General features: G+C 60.9%; 12 protein-coding genes and 1 tRNA gene. 7 read left to right on the forward strand and 6 right to left on the reverse strand.

The genetic code is table 11. The features are described from left to right. Nucleotides 1-27: 27 nt before the first annotated feature. Nucleotides 28-3072: an excinuclease ABC subunit UvrA gene (gene uvrA / locus JK213_RS04010; RefSeq protein ID WP_194261121.1), complete on the reverse strand. Its 3045-nt coding sequence runs from the start codon at nt 3070-3072 to the stop codon at nt 28-30. 132 nt (nt 3073-3204) lie between these two features. On the opposite strand from uvrA, the gene ssb reads away from it, so the two are divergent. Continuing rightward, nucleotides 3205-3789 carry a single-stranded DNA-binding protein gene (gene ssb / locus JK213_RS04015; protein WP_194261122.1) on the forward strand — a complete coding sequence of 195 codons (585 nt, stop codon included), beginning with the start codon at nt 3205-3207 and terminating at the stop codon, nt 3787-3789. A 140-nt stretch (nt 3790-3929) separates the two neighbouring features. On the opposite strand, the gene JK213_RS04020 is transcribed toward ssb, so the two are convergent. Beyond that, the gene (locus JK213_RS04020) at nt 3930-7004 is read right to left on the reverse strand and encodes a Hint domain-containing protein (protein ID WP_228125292.1); all 3075 of its coding nucleotides are present in this window, start codon (nt 7002-7004) and stop codon (nt 3930-3932) included. Between the two features lie 281 nt (nt 7005-7285). Here JK213_RS04020 and gyrA point away from each other — a divergent pair, with 281 nt between their 5' ends. The 3 genes from gyrA to JK213_RS04035 are packed head-to-tail and all read left to right on the forward strand — an operon-like array spanning nt 7286 to nt 11103. After that, a complete protein-coding gene (gene gyrA, locus JK213_RS04025; protein WP_408869884.1) occupies nt 7286-10075 on the forward strand; it encodes a DNA gyrase subunit A in 2790 nt (929 codons plus the stop codon). Next, nucleotides 10056-10586 carry a pantetheine-phosphate adenylyltransferase gene (coaD, locus tag JK213_RS04030; protein WP_194261327.1) on the forward strand — a complete coding sequence of 177 codons (531 nt, stop codon included), beginning with the start codon at nt 10056-10058 and terminating at the stop codon, nt 10584-10586. The genes gyrA and coaD overlap by 20 nt, the downstream gene beginning before the upstream one ends. 31 nt (nt 10587-10617) lie before the next feature. After that, nucleotides 10618-11103 (forward strand): peptidylprolyl isomerase, encoded by a 486-nt coding sequence (locus JK213_RS04035; protein WP_086649281.1) that lies wholly within the window; start codon nt 10618-10620, stop codon nt 11101-11103. A 137-nt stretch (nt 11104-11240) separates the two neighbouring features. On the opposite strand, the gene JK213_RS04040 is transcribed toward JK213_RS04035, so the two are convergent. Next, complete coding sequence (locus JK213_RS04040) at nt 11241-13883, reverse strand: TonB-dependent siderophore receptor (RefSeq protein ID WP_194261124.1); 2643 nt, start codon at nt 13881-13883, stop codon at nt 11241-11243. Between the two features lie 95 nt (nt 13884-13978). Here JK213_RS04040 and JK213_RS04045 point away from each other — a divergent pair, with 95 nt between their 5' ends. Next, on the forward strand, nt 13979-14161 hold the full coding sequence (locus tag JK213_RS04045; protein WP_194261125.1) for a hypothetical protein: 183 nt from the start codon (nt 13979-13981) through the stop codon (nt 14159-14161). A 65-nt stretch (nt 14162-14226) separates the two neighbouring features. On the opposite strand, the gene arfB is transcribed toward JK213_RS04045, so the two are convergent. Next, on the reverse strand, nt 14227-14649 hold the full coding sequence (gene arfB, locus JK213_RS04050) for an alternative ribosome rescue aminoacyl-tRNA hydrolase ArfB (protein WP_062031087.1): 423 nt from the start codon (nt 14647-14649) through the stop codon (nt 14227-14229). A 150-nt stretch (nt 14650-14799) separates the two neighbouring features. On the opposite strand from arfB, the gene JK213_RS04055 reads away from it, so the two are divergent. Further along, nucleotides 14800-14875: transfer RNA gene (locus JK213_RS04055), tRNA-Lys, on the forward strand. Nucleotides 14876-14986: 111 nt separating this feature from the next. Beyond that, nucleotides 14987-15148: a hypothetical protein gene (locus JK213_RS04060; protein WP_194261356.1), complete on the forward strand. Its 162-nt coding sequence runs from the start codon at nt 14987-14989 to the stop codon at nt 15146-15148. A 22-nt stretch (nt 15149-15170) separates the two neighbouring features. On the opposite strand, the gene JK213_RS04065 is transcribed toward JK213_RS04060, so the two are convergent. Both JK213_RS04065 and JK213_RS04070 read right to left on the reverse strand, forming a co-directional pair. Further along, the gene (locus JK213_RS04065) at nt 15171-17825 is read right to left on the reverse strand and encodes a 2-oxoglutarate dehydrogenase E1 component (protein ID WP_194261126.1); all 2655 of its coding nucleotides are present in this window, start codon (nt 17823-17825) and stop codon (nt 15171-15173) included. Between the two features lie 73 nt (nt 17826-17898). Continuing rightward, nucleotides 17899-18861 carry an alpha/beta hydrolase gene (locus tag JK213_RS04070; protein WP_194261127.1) on the reverse strand — a complete coding sequence of 321 codons (963 nt, stop codon included), beginning with the start codon at nt 18859-18861 and terminating at the stop codon, nt 17899-17901. Nucleotides 18862-18887: the final 26 nt, after the last annotated feature.

Consider the following 18887-nt stretch of genomic DNA (forward strand, 5'->3'; position numbering starts at 1 on the left):
ATTTGGCCTTTCAGGATGTGAGTCGGTTCAGGTTTTGGTTTTGTTGCGGGACCCGGCGGGGCGGCCTCTGGGCTTCTTTTCGGGAGTCTTTTCCGCTGCTTTTTCCTTAGCGGCTTTTACTTTTTTCGCGGCTGTGCGTTCGGCTTTTGGCGGTGGCAGGCTGGCGGCGAGCATGGCCTGGGTGATTTTGGTGGTTGTGACTTTTCGCGGCTGTCTGGCGCCCGGTGCGTCCAGAAGCGGGGCGAGGAAGCGGCCGGTATGGCTGGCTTTGCACGCGGCGATGTCTTCCGGTGTTCCGGCTGCGACGACCTGACCGCCGCCGTCTCCGCCTTCGGGGCCGATATCGATCAGCCAGTCGGCGGTTTTGATGACTTCGAGATTGTGCTCGATCACCAGAACCGTATTTCCCTGATCGACGAGGGTGTGCAGCACTTCAAGTAGCTTGCGGACGTCTTCGGTGTGCAGGCCGGTTGTGGGTTCGTCGAGAATATAGACCGTGCGGCCAGTGGCGCGTTTGGCCAGTTCCTTTGACAGTTTGACGCGCTGGGCCTCGCCGCCTGAAAGCGTGGTGGCCTGCTGGCCGAGGGCGACATAGCCCAGCCCGACCTGTTGCAGGATGGCGAGACGGTCGCGGATCTTGGGGGCGGCCTGAAAGAACGGCAGGGCCTCGTCCACGGTCATGGACAGGACGTCCGCGATGGATTTGCCGCGGAACTTCACTTCCAGCGTTTCGCGGTTGTAGCGCGCGCCCTTACAGGTGTCGCAGGTCACGTACACGTCCGGCAGGAAGTGCATTTCAATCTTGAGAACACCGTCGCCCTGACAGGCTTCGCAGCGGCCACCCTTCACGTTGAAAGAGAAGCGGCCTGGCTTGTAGCCGCGCGCCTTGGACTCGGGCAGTTCGGCGAACCAGTCGCGGATCGGCGCGAACAGGTCCGTATAGGTTGCGGGGTTGGAGCGTGGGGTCCGGCCGATCGGGGATTGGTCGATCTCGATGATTTTGTCGAGATTGTCCACGCCTTCCAGACGGTCATAGGGCAGCGGTGTCTGGCTCGATTTCATGAGTTGGCGGGACAGCGCCTTATACAGCGTGTCGATGACGAGTGTGGATTTGCCGCCACCCGAAACGCCCGTGACGGCGATGAAGGTGCCGAGCGGGAAATCGACCGTCAGATCCTTGAGGTTGTTGCCGCGTGCGCCGTGCAGGGTGAGCATGCCGCTGGGCTTGCGGCGTTCGGTCGGGACGGGAATGACCTTGCGGCCTGACAGATAGGCGCCGGTGATGCTGTTGGGGTTTTGGGCGACCTCGGCCGGGGTGCCGACGGCGATGACCTGTCCGCCAAGCTTGCCTGCACCCGGTCCCATATCGATCAGATAATCGGCGGCGCGGATGGCGTCCTCGTCATGTTCGACGACGATGACGGTGTTGCCGAGGCGCTTGAGGCGTTCGAGTGTGCCAAGCAGGCGTTCATTGTCGCGCTGGTGCAGGCCGATGGAGGGTTCATCCAGCACATACAGTACGCCCGTCAGGCCCGAACCGATCTGCGATGCCAGACGGATGCGCTGGCTTTCGCCGCCGGACAGGGTTGCCGAACCGCGCGACAGGGTGAGGTAGTCCAGCCCGACATCGTCGAGAAAGTGCAGGCGGTCCGTGATTTCACGCAGGATACGGCGGGCGATTTCGGCGCGCTGGGGCGTGAGGGTCGCTTCAACGGTGGAGAACCAGTCGAGCGCCTTGCGGATCGGCATATCCGAGGCTTCCGCGATGTTGAGGTCCTTGACCTTCACGCACAGCGCCTCGGGTTTGAGGCGTGCGCCGTGGCAGGCATGGCAGGGTTTTTCGGACTGGTAGCGCGACAGTTCTTCGCGGACCCACATGCTGTCAGTCTGGGCCATGCGGCGGCGCAGGTTCTTCAGCACGCCTTCGAACGGCTTGGTGACGATATGGACCTTCCCGCCATCGGTATAGGGAATGTCGATCGGCTCTTTGGAACCGTTGATGATGAGGTCTTGCGTGGCGGGCTGGAGGTCGGACCAGGGCGTGTGCATATCATCGCCGCAATGGCGGGCGAGAGCGGCGAGCGTCTGGTCATACCAGTCCGTGCTTGCCCCCTTCCATGGAGCAATCGCACCTTCGGCCAGCGTCAGGCTGTCATCCGGGACAATCAGGTTTTCGTCGAAATGGGTTTCGGTGCCGATGCCGTCACAGACCGGGCAGGCGCCCATCGGGGCGTTGAAGGAGAACAGGCGCGGCTCGATCTCCTCGATCGTGAAGCCGGAGACCGGGCAGGCGAAGCGCGACGAGAACACGACATGCGCCGGGGCTTCCTTCTCGCCTGCACGTTCGACTTCCTCGGCATAGGCCAGGCCGTCAGAGAGTTCGAGGGCGGTCTCGAAGCTGTCGGCGAGGCGGGATTCGAGCCCTTCCTTGACGACAATTCGGTCCACGACGACTTCGACGGTATGGCGCGTCTTGCGGTTCAGTTCCGGGGCCTCGGCGATTTCGTAGAGTTCGCCGTCGATCTTCACGCGCGTGAAGCCTTTACGCGTCAGCTCGGCCAGTTCACGCTTGCAGTCGCCTTTGCGGTCCCGCACGACGGGGGCGAGCAGCATCAGGCGCATGCCGTCGGGCATCGCCATGATGCGGTCCACCATCTGGCTGACGGTCTGCGCTTCGATGGGAAGGCCGGTCGCGGGGGAATAGGGGATTCCCACGCGCGCCCAGAGCAGCCGCATGTAATCGTGAATTTCCGTGATCGTGCCGACAGTCGAGCGCGGGTTCTTGGACGTGGTTTTCTGCTCGATCGAGATGGCCGGGGAAAGACCCTCGATGGAATCCACGTCCGGCTTGCCCATCAGCTCAAGGAACTGGCGGGCATAGGCGGACAGGCTTTCCACATAGCGCCGTTGCCCCTCGGCATAGATCGTGTCGAAAGCCAGAGAGGATTTTCCGGAGCCTGAAAGGCCCGTGATGATCGTCAGGGAATCCCGCGGGATCGTGGCGTCGATATTCTTGAGATTATGGGCGCGGGCCCCACGGACACGGATCGAATGATTGTCTGGAAAGCTCACGGAGACCCCGGAATGTGGAGAAAAGGCAGTTGTGAGATCGAACGCGCTTGAATGGCGTTGGATTGTTCCCCATTAGATGGGAACTTACGCACGTATGAAAAGAACAATTCGAGAAAATTGGTTGGGACGGGAATGGCAGGCAGCGTCAACAAGGTGATTCTGGTCGGAAATCTGGGCAAGGATCCGGAAGTCCGCAACACGCAGTCGGGGTCTAAGATCGTCAACCTGACCGTTGCGACGTCGGACACCTGGAACGATCGTCAGTCCGGGGAGCGCAAGGAGCGCACCGAGTGGCATCGTGTGGTGATCTTCAACGAGCGGACGGCGGATGTGGCCGAGCGGTTCCTGCGCAAGGGGCGCAAGGTCTATATTGAAGGCGAGCTGCGTACACGGAAGTGGACCGATCAGTCCGGTCAGGAAAAATACACGACCGAAGTCGTGATTGACCGGTTCCGTGGCGATCTGGTGCTGATCGACAGCAATCGCAGCGGTGGCGGCGATGATGGCGGTTTTGACAATGGTGGCGGCTATGGCGGGGGCAATGGCGGCGGCTTCGGCGGTGGGAGCCGTGGCGGCTCCGCTGGTGGTTCGGGCGGTGGCTTTGGCGGCGGTTCGCGCGGGAATTCCGGCGGGGCTTCTGGTGGTCGTTCGGGTGGCGGCAATGGCGGCTGGGATGCTCCGCCGGACAATGATCTCGACGATGAAATTCCGTTCTGAGTTCAGAGCCGCTTACGGTTTCTGAAGACTGAAAAACCCCGGAGGCTCAGGCCTCCGGGGTTTTTTTTGATCGTCGTGTAGACCAAAAAAAAGCCTCACCCCCGAAAGGGTGAGGCTTTTTCGTTTCAGACCGGCTGGTTTCAGGCGGTCAGGGCGACGTCTGCTTCCGACGTTGCCAGATAGGGGCCGGCGGCCAGGATCTGGATGGCGAGCATGCCGAGGCTGTTTGGCTGACGGGCCGTCAGCGGCAGCATGGCGTTACCGTTCGTCCAGCGGACTGGGGTGTTTTCCTGAACATCCCAGCCGTTAAGGTCTGCGTCCGTCAGGTGCTGATCGATGCGGATCGTGTTGCCCGAGTCGAACAGTGTGACTTCACCCACCAGAACACCGAGCTGACGACGGTCGTCCACGAACGGTCCGACCGTTTCGCTCGGGCTGGAGGTACGGGACACGATGCGAACGCCTGTCACGTCGGACGGGATCATGAACATCGCGCGACCATTGGCGGTGCGGACCTGATGGATGGTCTGGCCCGTGCTGGCGACCAGGTACAGGTTGGCGTCTTCGGTCAGAGCCGGAGCGGCAACCGTGTTCTCAAGGCCAGCTGCAATGGCACGGGCTTCGATCTCACGGAAGATCGGCTCGACCACGTCCCGGCTGACGGACAGCGGGGCTGCTGCGTCGTCATTCCAGTTGCGCTCGCGGCCACCCAGAGCAACAACGCTGCCGTCCTGACGGAAGGACTGGCGGTTGCCGGTGTCGAGGTAGCTTTCCGTCAGCATGCCGTCTGCCATGATGACCGAGTGTTCGGCCGTTTCCACATGGAAGTAGTCATAGACGGCGATCGTACGGTCATAGACCACCGAGCGGCCGTTCACGAGCATACGGGCCGGGATGAAGCCGCCATTGATGAACAGGCAGTGTTCCGGCGTGACCAGCATGTCCTTGTAAGGCACGCCCTCGGCGAGTGCGCCCTGCATGATGCGGACCGGATAACCGGCTTCCGCGTCGGCCAGACCGGCCTTGGCGATCATGTGGGAGCGGCCGGCCCAGGTGACTTTGCGCTCGACGGTTTCGCCGTTCACGAAGGCCAGAACCGTGCTGCCGAGGCGCAGGGTCTCGACGGCCACATCGCCTTCCGGCGTGCGGATCATGCTGCCTGCGAGGAAGCAGGGGCCTTCAGCTATGGCTTCGATAATAAAAAAGCCTGCCTCTGAATCTTCCGCAAGAAAGCCAGTGCTGCCGTCTTGGACGATGGTGGCGTTGGTTCTTGGAACAAAGCCGTTTGCCATATGCAGGTCGCCGAATGTCAGCAGGCGACCGTCAGCCAGCGTGATCTGAAGCGTGTAGGAGCCATCAGCGTTCGGCGTGTAGGTGGCAGCCGTCGGAGCGGAAGACACACCGGAGATGCCGAAATGCGTGTTGGCGGAGACGCCGTTGATCACGACGCTTTGGGTGTTCGATGAGTCTGTGTGCAGCAGGCCGTTAGCCTGAACGTACACCGTGTTGATCGTGTTCGGATCAACATTGATGGTATTGATGTTTTCGCCCGGAGACAGGAACAGGCTGCTGTCTTGCGAGAGGTTGAGTGTACCGCCAGAAACGGAGATTGGGTTGGTGGCAGCGCCCAGCGTTGCGTTGATCAGGTTGATCGTGCCGGCGTTGTTGACGTTGTTTGTATCGAACACGACGTTGTTGTCGTTGTTCATGATCGTGATCGTGCCGTCTTCACGGTTGACCCCGATGCCGCCGAGTTCAACCTTGGACGGGGTGTTGATCAGGATCGTGCCGCTGTTTTCAAAACCGGCCGTTGTGAAGACATAGCCGTTATAAGTGCTGCTGCCCTGCGCGGTGATTTCAAGTGTGCTGTTCTGCCAGACGCTGAGGCTACGGAGCTGGTTGTAGGACGGCGCATCGGCGACGACGACGTTCGGCGTGGTGTTGCCGACATAGCCGACGTTAACGTCAGCGTTCTGATCGCTCTGTGGTACAGCGTTACCGCTGAAGGAATCGCCTGATGTGTCCACGACATTGCCGTGGCCGTCATAGAGCGTCCAGTTTTTGGGGTCGTACCAGTCACCGCCGGTTGCGGAGCCGCTCCAGCGCCATGTGTTGCCATGGTTGTGGTAGCTGACGGCGTTGCTGCTGTACTGCGACGTGTCGCCACCGGCTGCGGCTGCTGCGCTGGCTGTGGCGGCAAGCTGCTGGTGCAGATCGCTGTTGACGTAGGAGGCCGGAGCCGTCGAGGTGCCTGCGTCTTCAATGAGCCAGCCGTTCGAGCCGTCCTGCACGATCGTGGCCTGGGCAGCAGGCGTGTAGCCGTCTGCGACATTGACCGTCGGGTAGGTGATGGCATGGCCGTTATCGAGGGTGATCGTCAGCTTGTAGGAGCCGTCGGCATTGGCTTCATACGTTGCGGAGACCGGCTTGGAGGAGCCGCTCAGGATGCCGAAATGGGTGTTCTCGGAAACGCCGTTGATGACGGTGTTCTGGACGGAGCCGCTATTGTTGGAGAAGCGATCGTTGACATACAGCGTGTTGGTGGTTGCCGGGTCAACGTTGATCGTGGAGCCTTCGCCGTACAGGTTCGCAATGAGCGTGCTGTTCTGCTGAAGGTTGATCGTGCCGCCGGAAACGCTGATGGGCGTTGCAAGGGTGCCGAGGGTCGAGTTGACGAGGTTGAGCGTGCCGTTGTTCAGTTGCCCATCGTCTAATATCACATTGCCGTCGTTGTTCAGGATCGTCAGGGTGCCGTTACCTGTTGTCACGCCGCCAAGTTCGACTTTGGAGGGGGTGTCGATAATGAGGGTGCCGTAGTTCTCAAAACCGGCTGTTGCGAAAACGTTTCCGTTTCCACCCTGTGCGGTGATTTTCAGGGTGCTGTTTTGCCAGATGCTGAGGCTGCGGATCTGGTTGTAGAGAACGGCATTGGAGACGACGACGTTCGGGGTTTCGTTTCCGGAATAGCCGACATTGACGTCAGCATTCTGCTCGCTCTGGGGAATGGGATAGCCGCTGAAGGCGTCGGAGGACGTATCAACCGGATTGCCAGCATCGGTCAGAACCCAGTTGCTGGGATCGGTCCAGTCTCCGCCCGTTGCAGAGCCAACCCAGCGCCAGACATAGTCGTGCTGATGGTAGCTTGTTTCAGTGGCGTTGTAGCTGGCGTTATCACTGCCGGCGGGCGTGATGTCGTCGGTGGTCGTATCGGCCATGATCAGATCTTTCCGAAAAATTTCCGGCACGGACTCGCCGGAGTGTGTTTGAGAATTGCTAACGGATTTGATTGCTGCTCGCAAGTTAATAAGGTGTAAATTAAATTCGTCGATTAGATAATTTTGTCATTTTTTTGTGTTGGCGATTTTTTTGTCGAATTCGCTAAATAATGTCTTCTGAACCACGAGGGTGTGTTGTGCTGGACTAGGTTGGCATGATGGTAACGCATGCGGTATGCTGGAAAAACTGAATTCTAGCGTGGTGACCTGTCTTGACCGAGCTGACCGAGCCGACTGATCTGACCCCTTCCGGTCGTCTTCCTGTGACGATCGAGGAGGAAATGCGCTCCTCCTATCTGGCCTACGCGATGTCCGTGATCGTATCGCGCGCGCTGCCGGATGTACGGGACGGTCTGAAGCCGGTTCATCGCCGTATTCTCTACGCCATGCGCGAAAGCGGCTTTACCGCTGACAAGCCCTATCGCAAGTCCGCGCGTGCGGTTGGTGACGTGATGGGTAAATACCATCCGCATGGCGACAGCTCGATTTATGACGCCATGGTCCGGATGGCGCAGCACTGGTCGATGCGCGTCAAGCTGATCGACGGCCAGGGTAATTTCGGGTCGGTCGATGGCGATAGCCCGGCGGCCATGCGTTATACTGAAGCGCGTCTGGCCAAGGCGTCGTCGTTCCTGCTGGACGATATCGACCGTGATACTGTTGATTTCCAGCCGAACTACGATGAAAGCGAGAATGAGCCGAAGGTTCTGCCGGCGGTTTTCCCGAACCTGCTCGTCAATGGTGCGGCCGGTATTGCCGTGGGCATGGCGACCAATATTCCGCCCCATAATCCGGGCGAAGTCATTGATGCCACGCTGGCGATGATTGCTAATCCGGACATCGAACTCGACGAGCTGATGCAGATCATCCCGGGGCCGGATTTCCCGACGGGCAGCATCATCATGGGGCGCAGCGGCATCCGCCGTGCCTATGAGACGGGTCGTGGGTCCATCCCGGTGCGGGCACGGGCCGAGATCGAGGAAATCCGCAAGGACCGTCAGGCCATCATCATCACCGAGATCCCGTATCAGGTGAACAAGGCCACGTTGCAGGAAAAGATTGCCGATCTGGTCCGGGCCAAGGAAATCGAAGGCATTTCCGACATCCGCGACGAGTCAGACCGATCGGGGATGCGTGTTGTCATCGAGCTTAAGCGCGATGCGACGCCGGATGTGGTTCTGAACCAGCTCTATCGTTTCACGCAGCTTCAGACGTCCTTCAGCGCCAACATGCTGGCGCTCGATGACGGCAAGCCGCGGACGATGGGGCTGAAGGACATTCTGGAAGCCTTCCTGCGTTTCCGTGAGGAAGTCATCCTGCGCCGTGCCCGCTTTGACCTTAACAAGGCACGGGATCGTGGGCATCTGCTGGTCGGTCTCGTTCTGGCTGTCGCGAATATCGACGAGGTCATCGCGCTGATCCGTGCGGCCCCGGATGCTGCGACAGCGCGTGAATCTCTGATGGCGCGCGAATGGGATGCGTCTGAAGTTATTCCGCTTCTGGAACTGATCCACGACGAAGGCAATGTCATCATCGATGGCAAGGTCCGTCTGACGGAAGCGCAGGCGCGCGGTATTCTTGAGCTGCGTCTGCAACGCCTGACGGGTCTGGAGCGCGAGAAGATCCAAGGCGAACTGGGTGAGGTGGCCGTCAAGATCGGTGAGCTGCTTCAGATCATCGAGAGCCGTCCGCGCCGGATGGAAGTCATGCGCGAGGAGCTTCTGGCGGCCCGTGCGGAAGTCGCAACCCCGCGTGCGACGGAAATTTCCGATTCACTTGGCGATCAGACCGATGAAAGCCTGATCGAGCCGGGGCAGATGGTCGTGACCATCACACGCGACGGCTTCATCAAGCGGACCCCGCTGGAGGTTTTCCGGTCGCAGAACCGAGGTGGTCGTGGTCGTACGGCCTCGGGTCGTCGTGGCGATGACGTGATTATCCGCAGCTTCAACGCACACACGCATCAGTGGGTGATGTTCTTCTCCTCGGGCGGCAAGGCCTATCGGATGAAGGTCTGGCATCTGCCGGAAGCCGCGCCGACCGCCAAGGGCCGTGCGCTGGTCAACTTGCTGCCGGAACTGGGAACGGATTCCATCACGGCCGTCCTGCCGCTGCCGCAGGACGAGGAACTGTGGGACGACCTGCACCTTGCCTTCGCGACAGCCAGCGGCAATGTGCGCCGGAACCGTCTGAGCGATTTCCGCAATATCCGTGCGTCTGGCCTGATCGCCATGAAGCTCGACGAGGGGGATTCCCTCATCGGTGTGGCGACCTGTCGTGAAGGTCAGGATGTGTTCCTCGCAACGAAGAATGCGCGTTGCATCCGCTTCCAGATTACGGATGAGACGCTGCGTGTGTTTGCCGGTCGTGGCAGCACGGGCGTGCGGGGCATCCGTCTGGGCGACGGGGATGCGGTGATTTCGCTGTGTATCCTCAATCACGTCGATGCCAGCGTCGAGGAACGTTCTGCCTATCTGCGGATGGCCAATGCCAAGCGTCGTGCTGAAAATGCGGCTCTGGAGGACAGTGCCGAAGACGAAGCCGTGTCCGGTGATGAGGAAATCGTCGAGATCACGGGCGATCTGACGCAGGAGCGTTTCGAGGAACTGGAACAGCAGGAAGAAATCCTCCTGACCGTGACGGATGGTGGCTTTGGCCGTCGTTCCTCGGCCTATGATTACCGTGTGTCGGGCCGTGGCGGCCAGGGCATCACCAACATGACTTTCTCGGCGAACCGTCGGGGCAAGGAAGTGGTGGGTACCCTGCCGACGCTTGATGGCACGGACGTTATGCTGGTCACGGATACCGGGCGTCTGATCCGTCTTCCGGTGTCGCAGGTCCGCGTCATGGCGCGTCAGGCCAGCGGCGTGACACTGTTCCGTCTGAATGACAGCGAAACCGTCATCTGTGTCTTCCCGGTTCTGGAAGATGACACGGAAGAGGGCGATGCCGACGAGACTGTGGTCTCTGAAGCTCCCGCCGCAGGTGATGATGCTGCACCTGACGCCTGAGGCGCGGACGGATCCGCGTGTCGGGTTTTATCCCGGCACGTTCGATCCGGTCACGTTCGGGCATCTGGACATCATCCATCGGGCGTCTGCGCTGTTCGACCGGCTGCTGGTCGGGGTGGCGGTCAATGAAGGCAAGCAGCCGCTTCTGGATCTGGAGGCGCGGCTCTCGGCTCTGCGGCGTGAGGTGGACAAGCTGCCGCATGGGGAGCGGATCGAGGTTGTTGGCTTCGATACGCTTCTGGTGGATGCCGTGCGTCAGGCCGGGGCGGGCACGGTTGTGCGCGGGCTACGTTCGGGGGGCGATTTCGATTACGAAAGCCAGCTTTCTGGCGCTTTGCGTCGTCTGGCCCCGGAAATCGAGACGGTTTTCTTGCTCTCTTCCGAAGAACATCGCAGCACAGCCAGTCGCATCGTGAAGGAAATCGCGCGGCTGGGGGGAGATATTTCACCCTTCGTCAGCGAAGATGTTGCACATATCGTCTTGTCGAAACTGGGCCGAGGGCCGACATAGGAACCTTCAACGATTTCTGGAAGGTTCCAAGATGTCCGATACTGCAGTGCCCGACGGCAACAAGCTGGTTTTCGAGCTCAAGACTGGCAAGGTGGTCATCGAGCTGCGCCCCGATCTGGCGCCTCTGGCCGCCGAGCGCCTCAAGCTGCTGGCCAGTGAAGGCTTCTATGATGGCGTGAAGTTCCATCGCGTGATCGAAGGCTTCATGGCACAGGGCGGCGATCCGACGGGAACCGGCACGAGCGGCAGCTCTTATCCGGACCTCAAGGCCGAGTTCACGAATGCCGCCAAGTTCGAGCGTGGCACGGTCGGCATGGCCCGCACGATGGCCCCGAACTCTGCCAACAGCCAGTTTTTCATTATGTTCGCTGCCAGTCCGCATCTGAACGGTCAGTACACGATCGTTGGTCAGGTCACGGAAGGCATGGAATATGTGGACCAGCTCAAGCGCGGTTCCGGCGCAGGTGGCGTGGTCAAAGACCCCGACATCATCGTCAAGGCCTATGTCGAAGCCTGAATCCTGCCTGAAAGCGGATTTTACGAAAGCCGGTGCAGTGATGCGCCGGCTTTTTTTGTTGCGATCTTCGGTGTGCAGGGGGTGTTTTCTAAAGAAAAAGGCGCCCTGTAACGGGGCGCCTTTCCTGTAGGAGGATTTCAGAAGCTGGCGTTGATCCGGCCGTAATAGTAGCCGCCGGTGATGGGAACCTGCAGAGAGAACTGGTCGTAGATCTGGGCGCCGCGGGAGTTGTTGATCTGCGGAACGCGACGGGGGCGGACGTTGAAGACGTTGTTCGCACCGATCGCCAGATGCCAGTGGCTGTTGAAACGGTAGCCGACTTCGATATCGGTCAGCCAGCGCGGCGTATTCTTGAACTGCGCAAAGCAGCTGTTGGAATAGGCCAGCTTGCCGCCGCTCGGGCAGGTGAGCGTCTTGTCCGTCCAGTCAGAGTAGGTCAGCATGTCCGTGGTCTCACCGTAACGGGTCTGGCGCACGTTGAGGTCCCATTTTCCGATCGTATAAAACGCGTTCAGGATGATCTTGCTGCGCGGATAGGCGGTCGTGATGTAGCCGATGTTCTGCGCGTTCAGCAACGGATTGCCGTTGGTATCTGTTCCGTTGTGGTGCAGACGCGTCCGGTTCAGGTCCAGCGCCATACTGAGGTTCAGGTTGCCGGCATTGTGGAAGCGGAACATGTAGTCCGCCTTGATGTCGAGGCCTTGCGTGCGGGTGCTGGCGCCGTTGGTCATGTAGTAGGCGGAGACGTTGTCGAGCGTGATGCTGTTCAGAGGCAGGGAATATCCCATGGCTTCGATGGCATCGACGGCGGGCTGACCGTTGACGGTACCACCGCCCACGATGCGGTCACGCAGATTGATCTGATAGACGTCTGTTTCGACATGGAAGTTCTTTACGGGCTCCAGGACGATGCCACCGCTGGCACTGACGGAGCGTTCCGGCTTCAGGGCGCTGGCACCCAGAATGCGGGCGGCTGTTGAGTTGACGGGCAGCAGGCCGGAGGCGCCGGTCGGGTCCACGTTCATGGCGCTATAGTGCTGTTCGGCCAGCGTCGGCGCGCGGAAGCCGGTGCTGATCGTGCCACGGATCGCGATGCGTTTGCTCACGTCGTAGCGGGTCGAGACCTTACCGTTTTCCGTGTTGCCGACATCCGTGTAGTGCTCGAAGCGCCCTGCGAAATCGAGATCCCAGTGCGGGAGCGGGTGAAAGTCGCCATCGACATAGGCGGCCCAGATGTCACGGCTCCAGTTGCCGGCGCTGTTGGGGCCGAGACCGGCATAGCCCTGCGTGCCGCCCAGTTCATAGGAGGGCGGGGTGCCTGCCTTGATCTCATAGGTTTCGAGGCGGTGTTCGCCACCGAAGGCCAGCGTCATGGGCACGACGTTGGCGATATTGAAGTGGCGGCGGAAGTCCAGATTGTTGGTCCACTGTGCCATACGATAGGTTTCAGCACGCGTCGTGTTGGGGGACCAGCCGCAACCATCGGTGGAATAATAGGCCGAGCCCGGAACTGTGGAGCATGTGCTGGCCAGCATACCGGTATTGACGGTGTTTTTGTTGCCGATTTTGTTGCCATCGGCGCCGTATGTGGTGCTCAGATCCCAATCGAAGCCCAGAAAGTTGTCGCCCTTGAGGCCCAGCGTGGCGGCGTAGTCGTTCTCTTCCGAGGTTTCGAGCGGGGAGAAGCCAGCCGGATACATGCTAGGCGCGATGACGGGCGTGCGGTAGTTTTCATACGCTTCGCCATGGCGGTGCATATAGGTGATGAGGCCGTAGAAATTTACGCCTTCGGTAATGGTCTTGCCGAAATCGATGGCGAGGCTTTCGCGGGTTTCTTCCGGCGTGCTCATGATTTTGTTGGAATTGGTCGGCACGTTCATCGCATTCGGAACGATACCGTTATAGTAGCCCGTCGTGGTGGCGTTGGTGGGCCAGCTTCCGATCAGGCGGTGGTCCCGCGCGCCGACGACCATGTGATCCGTGTGATAGACTTCGCCGCTGAGATGCAGGTAGCCGTCGCTGCCCCATTTTACGCCGCCATCAGCGCCGACCTTGTACTGCCAGCCATCGCCATTATAGGCGTTTGCGCCGGTCTGCACGGAGGTCTGCATGCCGTGGGCCTGTTTTTTGGTGATGATGTTCACCACACCGGCAATGGCGTCCGAGCCGTACATTGCAGCCGCGCCGTCTTCGAGCACTTCGATATGGTCGATGGCGTTTGCGGGGATCGTGTTCAGATCGGCGCCGGTGGAGCCGAACTGCGGGCCTGCATCGGCGGTGATGTTCGCCGTGTTGTGGCGGCGCTTGCCGTCCACCAGAACCAGCACTTCGTTCGGGCCGAGGCCGCGCATCTGGATGGAGGATGTCAGGGCTGCGGAATCCGCACCCATCGCCACCACGTTGATGGAAGCATAGGTCCGGGTCAGGGCGTCCGAGAGGTTCAGCATGCCCGAACGGCGGAGCGTCGCGGCAGAGACCACGGTGACGGGGGACGTGCTTTCACGGGCTTTGCGGTTCGTCGCGTGGGTGCCGGTGGTGACGTTGATCGTCTCAGCTTCACCCGCGAAGTTGACGTCGGTCTTTTTCTTGCGTGGTGCGGCAGTTGCAGTTTTCGCGACTGGAGTATTGGCGGGATGTGCAGTTGCGTGCGTGCTGCTGCCGGTCCGGGTGCTGTGGTGACGGACAGGATGAGGGGTTGTCGTCGCGGCGAAAGCGGACAGACACGGCATGACAGAAAAGGCTGTTGTCACGAGCAGGGAGATGCGGTGCCGGGATTTCATTATTACTCTTTGTACCTCCATAAGACACCGCCCTTGGGTTCAGCGGGGGGTTAGAAAGAGTAATGACAAAAACTTGTTACGGGAAAGTAGCAAAAATGATTTTTGAAACTGTTTTTCTCCCTGTTGCAGGTTGGCAACAAAAATATTTTACGGTTCGGGTTGGGGAAATTAAATTCCAGATTGGTGTTTTCTGGAGAAATATAGAATTGTTCGTTTCGGTGATGTTTGTAGGGACCGGTTCTGGGTCCGAATTTATGTTATTTGGCCGTATCGGATGAGATCGTGGGGGAAGAAAAAAGCTGTGGCCGGTCCTGTTTGGCATGGATATCGCCGATGGCCTCAATCAGTCGTCCAGACGTACGGTCCGGTTGCGCTTGATTCCCGCCCGGTGGGACTTCCCGTCCAGACGGCGCTGTCTGGCGGCCTTTCCGGGGCGTGTGGCGACGCGGAACGCAGGGCGATGGGCGGCTTTCCGGATCAGTTCTGCCAGACGCTCAATGGCGTCTTCGCGGTTGCGCTGTTGTGTCCGAAAGCGACGTGCAGTGATGATGATTTCGCCATTCTGCGTGGCCCGGCTCCCGGCCAGTTCGATCAGGCGGGTTCTGATCCGGTCTGGCAGGGCGGGAGATCGTGCGGCGTCGAAGCGGAGCTGTGCGGCCGTCGCCACCTTGTTGACGTTCTGACCGCCGGGGCCTGACGCCAGAATATAGGTCACTTTCAGTTCGTCGTCTTCGAGAGCAAGGCCGGGAAGAATCTGGATGGGCATCTGTTTCTTCCTTTCGGGGTTGAGAGACGAAGTGTGTGGCGCCCATAGCCTCTTTTGCGAGGAGAGACCATGTCCGGAGAGGCGCTGGGCCTGTTTTTCGCGGTTGTGAGGTTGACGCCCTATAGGTTGTGGGGTAGCCAGCGTGCGGATGAACCGGTAGCTCAGTTGGTAGAGCATTCGACTTTTAATCGAATGGTCCTGGGTTCGAGTCCCAGCCGGTTCACCATTTTTCCCGAAAAGAGCAGATGCCCCTACATCCAACAGCGATCCGCTGGTGGTCTGTCGGGATTTTGCGGCCTATGATGTCGCAACAGGCTGATACGCAAGGAAAATGCTGATGATGCGGGTTCGGATTGGGATAGCGCTTGGACTTCTGGCGGCGCTGGCGGCGTGTGGGCCGGATTATGGCGGGCAGGGCTCACGGCAGTTCCGTGGTGATGATTACGGGAATGTGGGCGCGGGCCGCAGCAGCTATGGCTATCAGGGCGGCCCGACCTGAGGTTTTTCCTTTTTGGGGTGGTTCAGGACAGAGCGTCCTGAACCAGTTTTTCCTGCTGGGCGGCGTGCACGCCCGGTAGTCCGGTTGCGGGCGAGGCGGCGCTCTCGCGGCCTGCATAGTCCGGGCGCTGTACACGATGTTCGCAGGCGCGCAGGGCGCGTTCGATGCGACGGTCTACGAAAATCCAAGCCCCGTTATTGAGGGGCTCTTCCTGACACCACACGACCTGTTCTGCGTCCGGATGGCGGGCGAGCTGCTCCATGAGTGCATGATGCGGGAAGGGATAGAGCTGTTCCAGGCGGATGATGGCGACGTCGTCAAGGTTCTGGCGCGCACGTTCGGCGACCAGATCGTAATAGACCTTGCCAGTACACAGAATGACGCGACGTGCGCCTTCTTCTTTGGCCGGGTCTGCGATGACGGGCTGGAAACGGGTGTGCGGGCCCATTTCGTCCAGCATGGACACCGCATCCTTGTTGCGGAGCAGGGATTTGGGTGTGAAAACGACCAGCGGCTTGCGGCATCGGCGTGCGATCTGGCGGCGCAGGGCGTGGAAATAGTTGGCGGGTGTGGTGATGTTGCATACGCGCATGTTGTTTTCGGCGCAAAGCTGAAGGATGCGCTCGGGGCGGGCTGAGGAATGTTCCGGGCCACCGCCTTCATAGCCGTGCGGCAGCAGCAGGGTCAGGCCGGAGGTCCGCAGCCATTTGGTTTCGCCGGATGCGATGAACTGGTCGAGGATGATCTGCGCGCCGTTGGCGAAATCGCCGAACTGCGCTTCCCACAGAACGAGAGCTTCCGGATCGCCGAGGGAATAGCCGTATTCGAAGCCGAGAACAGCATATTCCGAGAGCGGCGAATTCCAGATGTTCAGCGGGGCCTGATGGGGCGCGATATGGGTCAGGGGCGTGTCTTCGCGGCCGGTGTCCTGATCGAACAGCACCGCGTGACGCTGGCTGAACGTGCCGCGACGGCTATCCTGACCTGACAGGCGGACGGGGTGGCCGTCCATGGACAGGGTGCCGAAAGCGAGGGCTTCCGCCGTGGCCCAGTCGAGTGGGCCGCCATCGACGACGGCCTTGCCGCGCGCTGTGATCTGCCGGGCCAGACGGGGGTGGACGGCCAGACCTTCAGGGATCGTCCCGATGGCGTCCCCCACATCCCGCAGGCGGCGGAGCGGCACGCCGGTCATGGGCTGGATGCGGTCCTGCTCGTCCTGCAGGCGTGTCGGATCTTCGGGGCCGTCGAGCCAGTCCGTGCTGTTGGGTCGATAGGTTCTGGAGGTTTCGAACTGTTCTTCCAGACGGTTCTGGAAGTGGTTCCACATCTCCTCGACTTCGGCCGCGGTCATGACGCCCGTGCGGGTCAGGTGCTGGGCGTAGAGGCTGCGTGTCGTGGGGCGGGACTGGATGGCGTGGACCATCGCGGGCTGCGTGAAGGCGGGTTCGTCGGCTTCGTTATGGCCGTGACGACGATAGCAGACGACGTCCAGCACGATGTCGGACTGGAAGGTGCGGCGCCATTCATGTGCCAGAAAGGCGCAACGGGAGACGGCTTCGGGATCGTCGCCATTGACGTGCAGGATTGGTGCCTGAACGGATTTGGCGATGTCGGTATTGTGGATGCCCGAATGGGCGTCGGACTGGACGGTGGTGAAGCCGATCTGGTTGTTGATGATGACGTGGACCGTGCCGCCCGTCCGGTAGCCTTCCAGCTTGGACAGGCTCAGGGTTTCGTACACGACGCCCTGACCGGCGAAGGCAGCGTCGCCGTGGACGAGAATGCCCAGATGATGCTGGCGGTCGTGGTCTTTTTCACGGTCCTGATCGGCACGGACGCGGCCCAGAACGACGGGGTCCACCGCTTCCAGGTGTGATGGGTTGGGCAGGAGCGAAATGCGGACGGTATGGCCCGCATGTTCGAGCGTTGTGGCGGTGCCGAGATGGTATTTCACATCGCCCGAGCCCTGAATGGTGTCGGGCTTGAAGGCGGTGCCTGCGAATTCGCTGAAAATGGCGGCAAACGGCTTGCGCAGGATGTTGGCCATCACGTTCAGACGGCCGCGATGGGGCATGCCGAGCGAGACAGAGCGCACGTCGTCCTGTGCGGCAGCGTCAATCAGGGTGCGCAGGGCGACGATGACGCTCTCGCCACCTTCAAGGCCGAAACGGCGCATGCCCATGAAGCGCTTCTGACAGAACTGCTCGAAGGCTTCGGCGCGGGTGAGGGCGAGGAGGAGGCGCTTCTGGTCCAGCGAGGGGCCGGGAACAGGGTTTTCAAGACGCTCGATCCACCACTGGCGCTGGGCGGGGTCCTGAAGATGCATGAACTCGGCGGCTGTGGTGCCGCAATAGGCACGTCGCAGACGGGCGATCAGGTCTCGGTCGGCACCGGGCGGGTTCAGTTCGGCAATGTCGGGAACGGGTGCCAGACCAAGCGGGTCCAGCTTTGCGATGGAATGTCCGCGCAGGCGATAGGCGAATTTCAGGCTCTCGGCGCTGGCGTCGGTTTGCTCCGCTGTTTCCGGGGGTAGGCGGTCGGAGCCGAGGGTTTCGAACAGGGCGGCGAAAGCCGTATCCACGGATGACGGGTCGTGCTGCCAGCGTGTGTGCAGCTCCGCCAGATAGACGGTGTTCTCGCCGTTGATGGCGTCCCGGTCATCGCGATGGTCGCCCATGAACTCGTTCTCCTGTCTCCCCGGCTCCTGTGACGTGATGGGAACCGGGGCCTGTCTTTTGGCCGCGTACTCTTCAGAGACCGAATCCGCGTTTCATGGCGTCGATGCGGCGTGCGATGGAGCGGGTGGCGACCGGGGTGTCTGTCTGGTCGAAGATATGGCAGGCGCCGGGCACGATTTCCAGTTCTACTGAAACGCCCTGATGGATCAGGCGCCGCGCGTAGGCGAGGTCTTCGTCCAGAAACAGGTCCAGCGCGCCCACGGACAGATAGGTCGGCGGCAGATCGGACAGGTCGGTGGCGCGGGCGGGCGCGGCGTAGGGCGAGACGTCAGCCGAGCCGGGCGCTACGGGGTTGAGGAGGGCCGTCCACATGAAGGTGTTGCTGGCGCGGGTCCACAGGAACTCGCCTCCGACCGGGGAAGCGTTGGGCTGACCCGTCGTCGTGCGGTCGTCGAGCACGGGGTAGACGAGATTCTGGAACAGGAGCGTCGGGCCCTCGCGGTCCCGGGTGAGGAGGGCCAGTCCGGCTGCGAGCCCGCCGCCCGCGCTTTCACCGGTCAGGCCGAGGCGGGAGGCGTCGACTCCGAGCGTGTCGGCGTTGCGCGTGATCCAGCAGAGGGTCGTGTAGGCATCTTCAATGGCTGCCGGAAAGGGATGTTCCGGGGTGAGGCGGTAATCCGGGGAAATGACCACGCAGTCCAGATCCTGTGCGAACTGGCAGAGCTGGGTGGCGGTGAGTTCGGGCTGGCCAGCGAAATAGCCGCCGCCATGCAGGTGCAGAAGGACCGGGCGTGGCGCGGTTGCGTCCTTGCGGGGGCGGACGCTCAGGAGGCGGAGGGCGGGCGCGGTGTCCGTGGCGGGGATGGTCAGGCGCTCAAGGATGACGGGATAGTCTTCGGCTTGGAGAAAGGACTGTCCGGCGGCCTGTTCCAGTCCGCCGCGGAAGGCGGGGAGGGAATCCGGCGAGAGATCGACGGTCGGGATCTCTTCAAGGAGCGGAAGAAGTTCGGGGAGGACGAGGGTCCGGGTGTTCATGGGCGTCACCTTGCACAGGGGAGGCA

Source organism: Gluconobacter sp. Dm-44 (genome assembly GCF_018256175.1).
GTDB lineage: Bacteria > Pseudomonadota > Alphaproteobacteria > Acetobacterales > Acetobacteraceae > Gluconobacter > Gluconobacter cadivus.

Bases quoted from the DNA above. Each gene is read 5' to 3' on its own strand.
- JK213_RS04065 (WP_194261126.1), bottom strand. From the start codon at position 17,825: ATGGGCGACCATCGCGATGACCGGGACGCCATCAACGGCGAGAACACC.
- JK213_RS04060 (WP_194261356.1), top strand. From the start codon at position 14,987: ATGATGCGGGTTCGGATTGGGATAGCGCTTGGACTTCTGGCGGCGCTG.
- arfB (WP_062031087.1), bottom strand. From the start codon at position 14,649: ATGCCCATCCAGATTCTTCCCGGCCTTGCTCTCGAAGACGACGAACTG.
- JK213_RS04020 (WP_228125292.1), bottom strand. From the start codon at position 7,004: ATGGCCGATACGACCACCGACGACATCACGCCCGCCGGCAGTGATAAC.
- JK213_RS04040 (WP_194261124.1), bottom strand. From the start codon at position 13,883: ATGAAATCCCGGCACCGCATCTCCCTGCTCGTGACAACAGCCTTTTCT.
- JK213_RS04070 (WP_194261127.1), bottom strand. From the start codon at position 18,861: ATGAACACCCGGACCCTCGTCCTCCCCGAACTTCTTCCGCTCCTTGAA.
- ssb (WP_194261122.1), top strand. From the start codon at position 3,205: ATGGCAGGCAGCGTCAACAAGGTGATTCTGGTCGGAAATCTGGGCAAG.
- JK213_RS04035 (WP_086649281.1), top strand. From the start codon at position 10,618: ATGTCCGATACTGCAGTGCCCGACGGCAACAAGCTGGTTTTCGAGCTC.
- JK213_RS04045 (WP_194261125.1), top strand. From the start codon at position 13,979: ATGATTTTTGAAACTGTTTTTCTCCCTGTTGCAGGTTGGCAACAAAAA.
- coaD (WP_194261327.1), top strand. From the start codon at position 10,056: ATGCTGCACCTGACGCCTGAGGCGCGGACGGATCCGCGTGTCGGGTTT.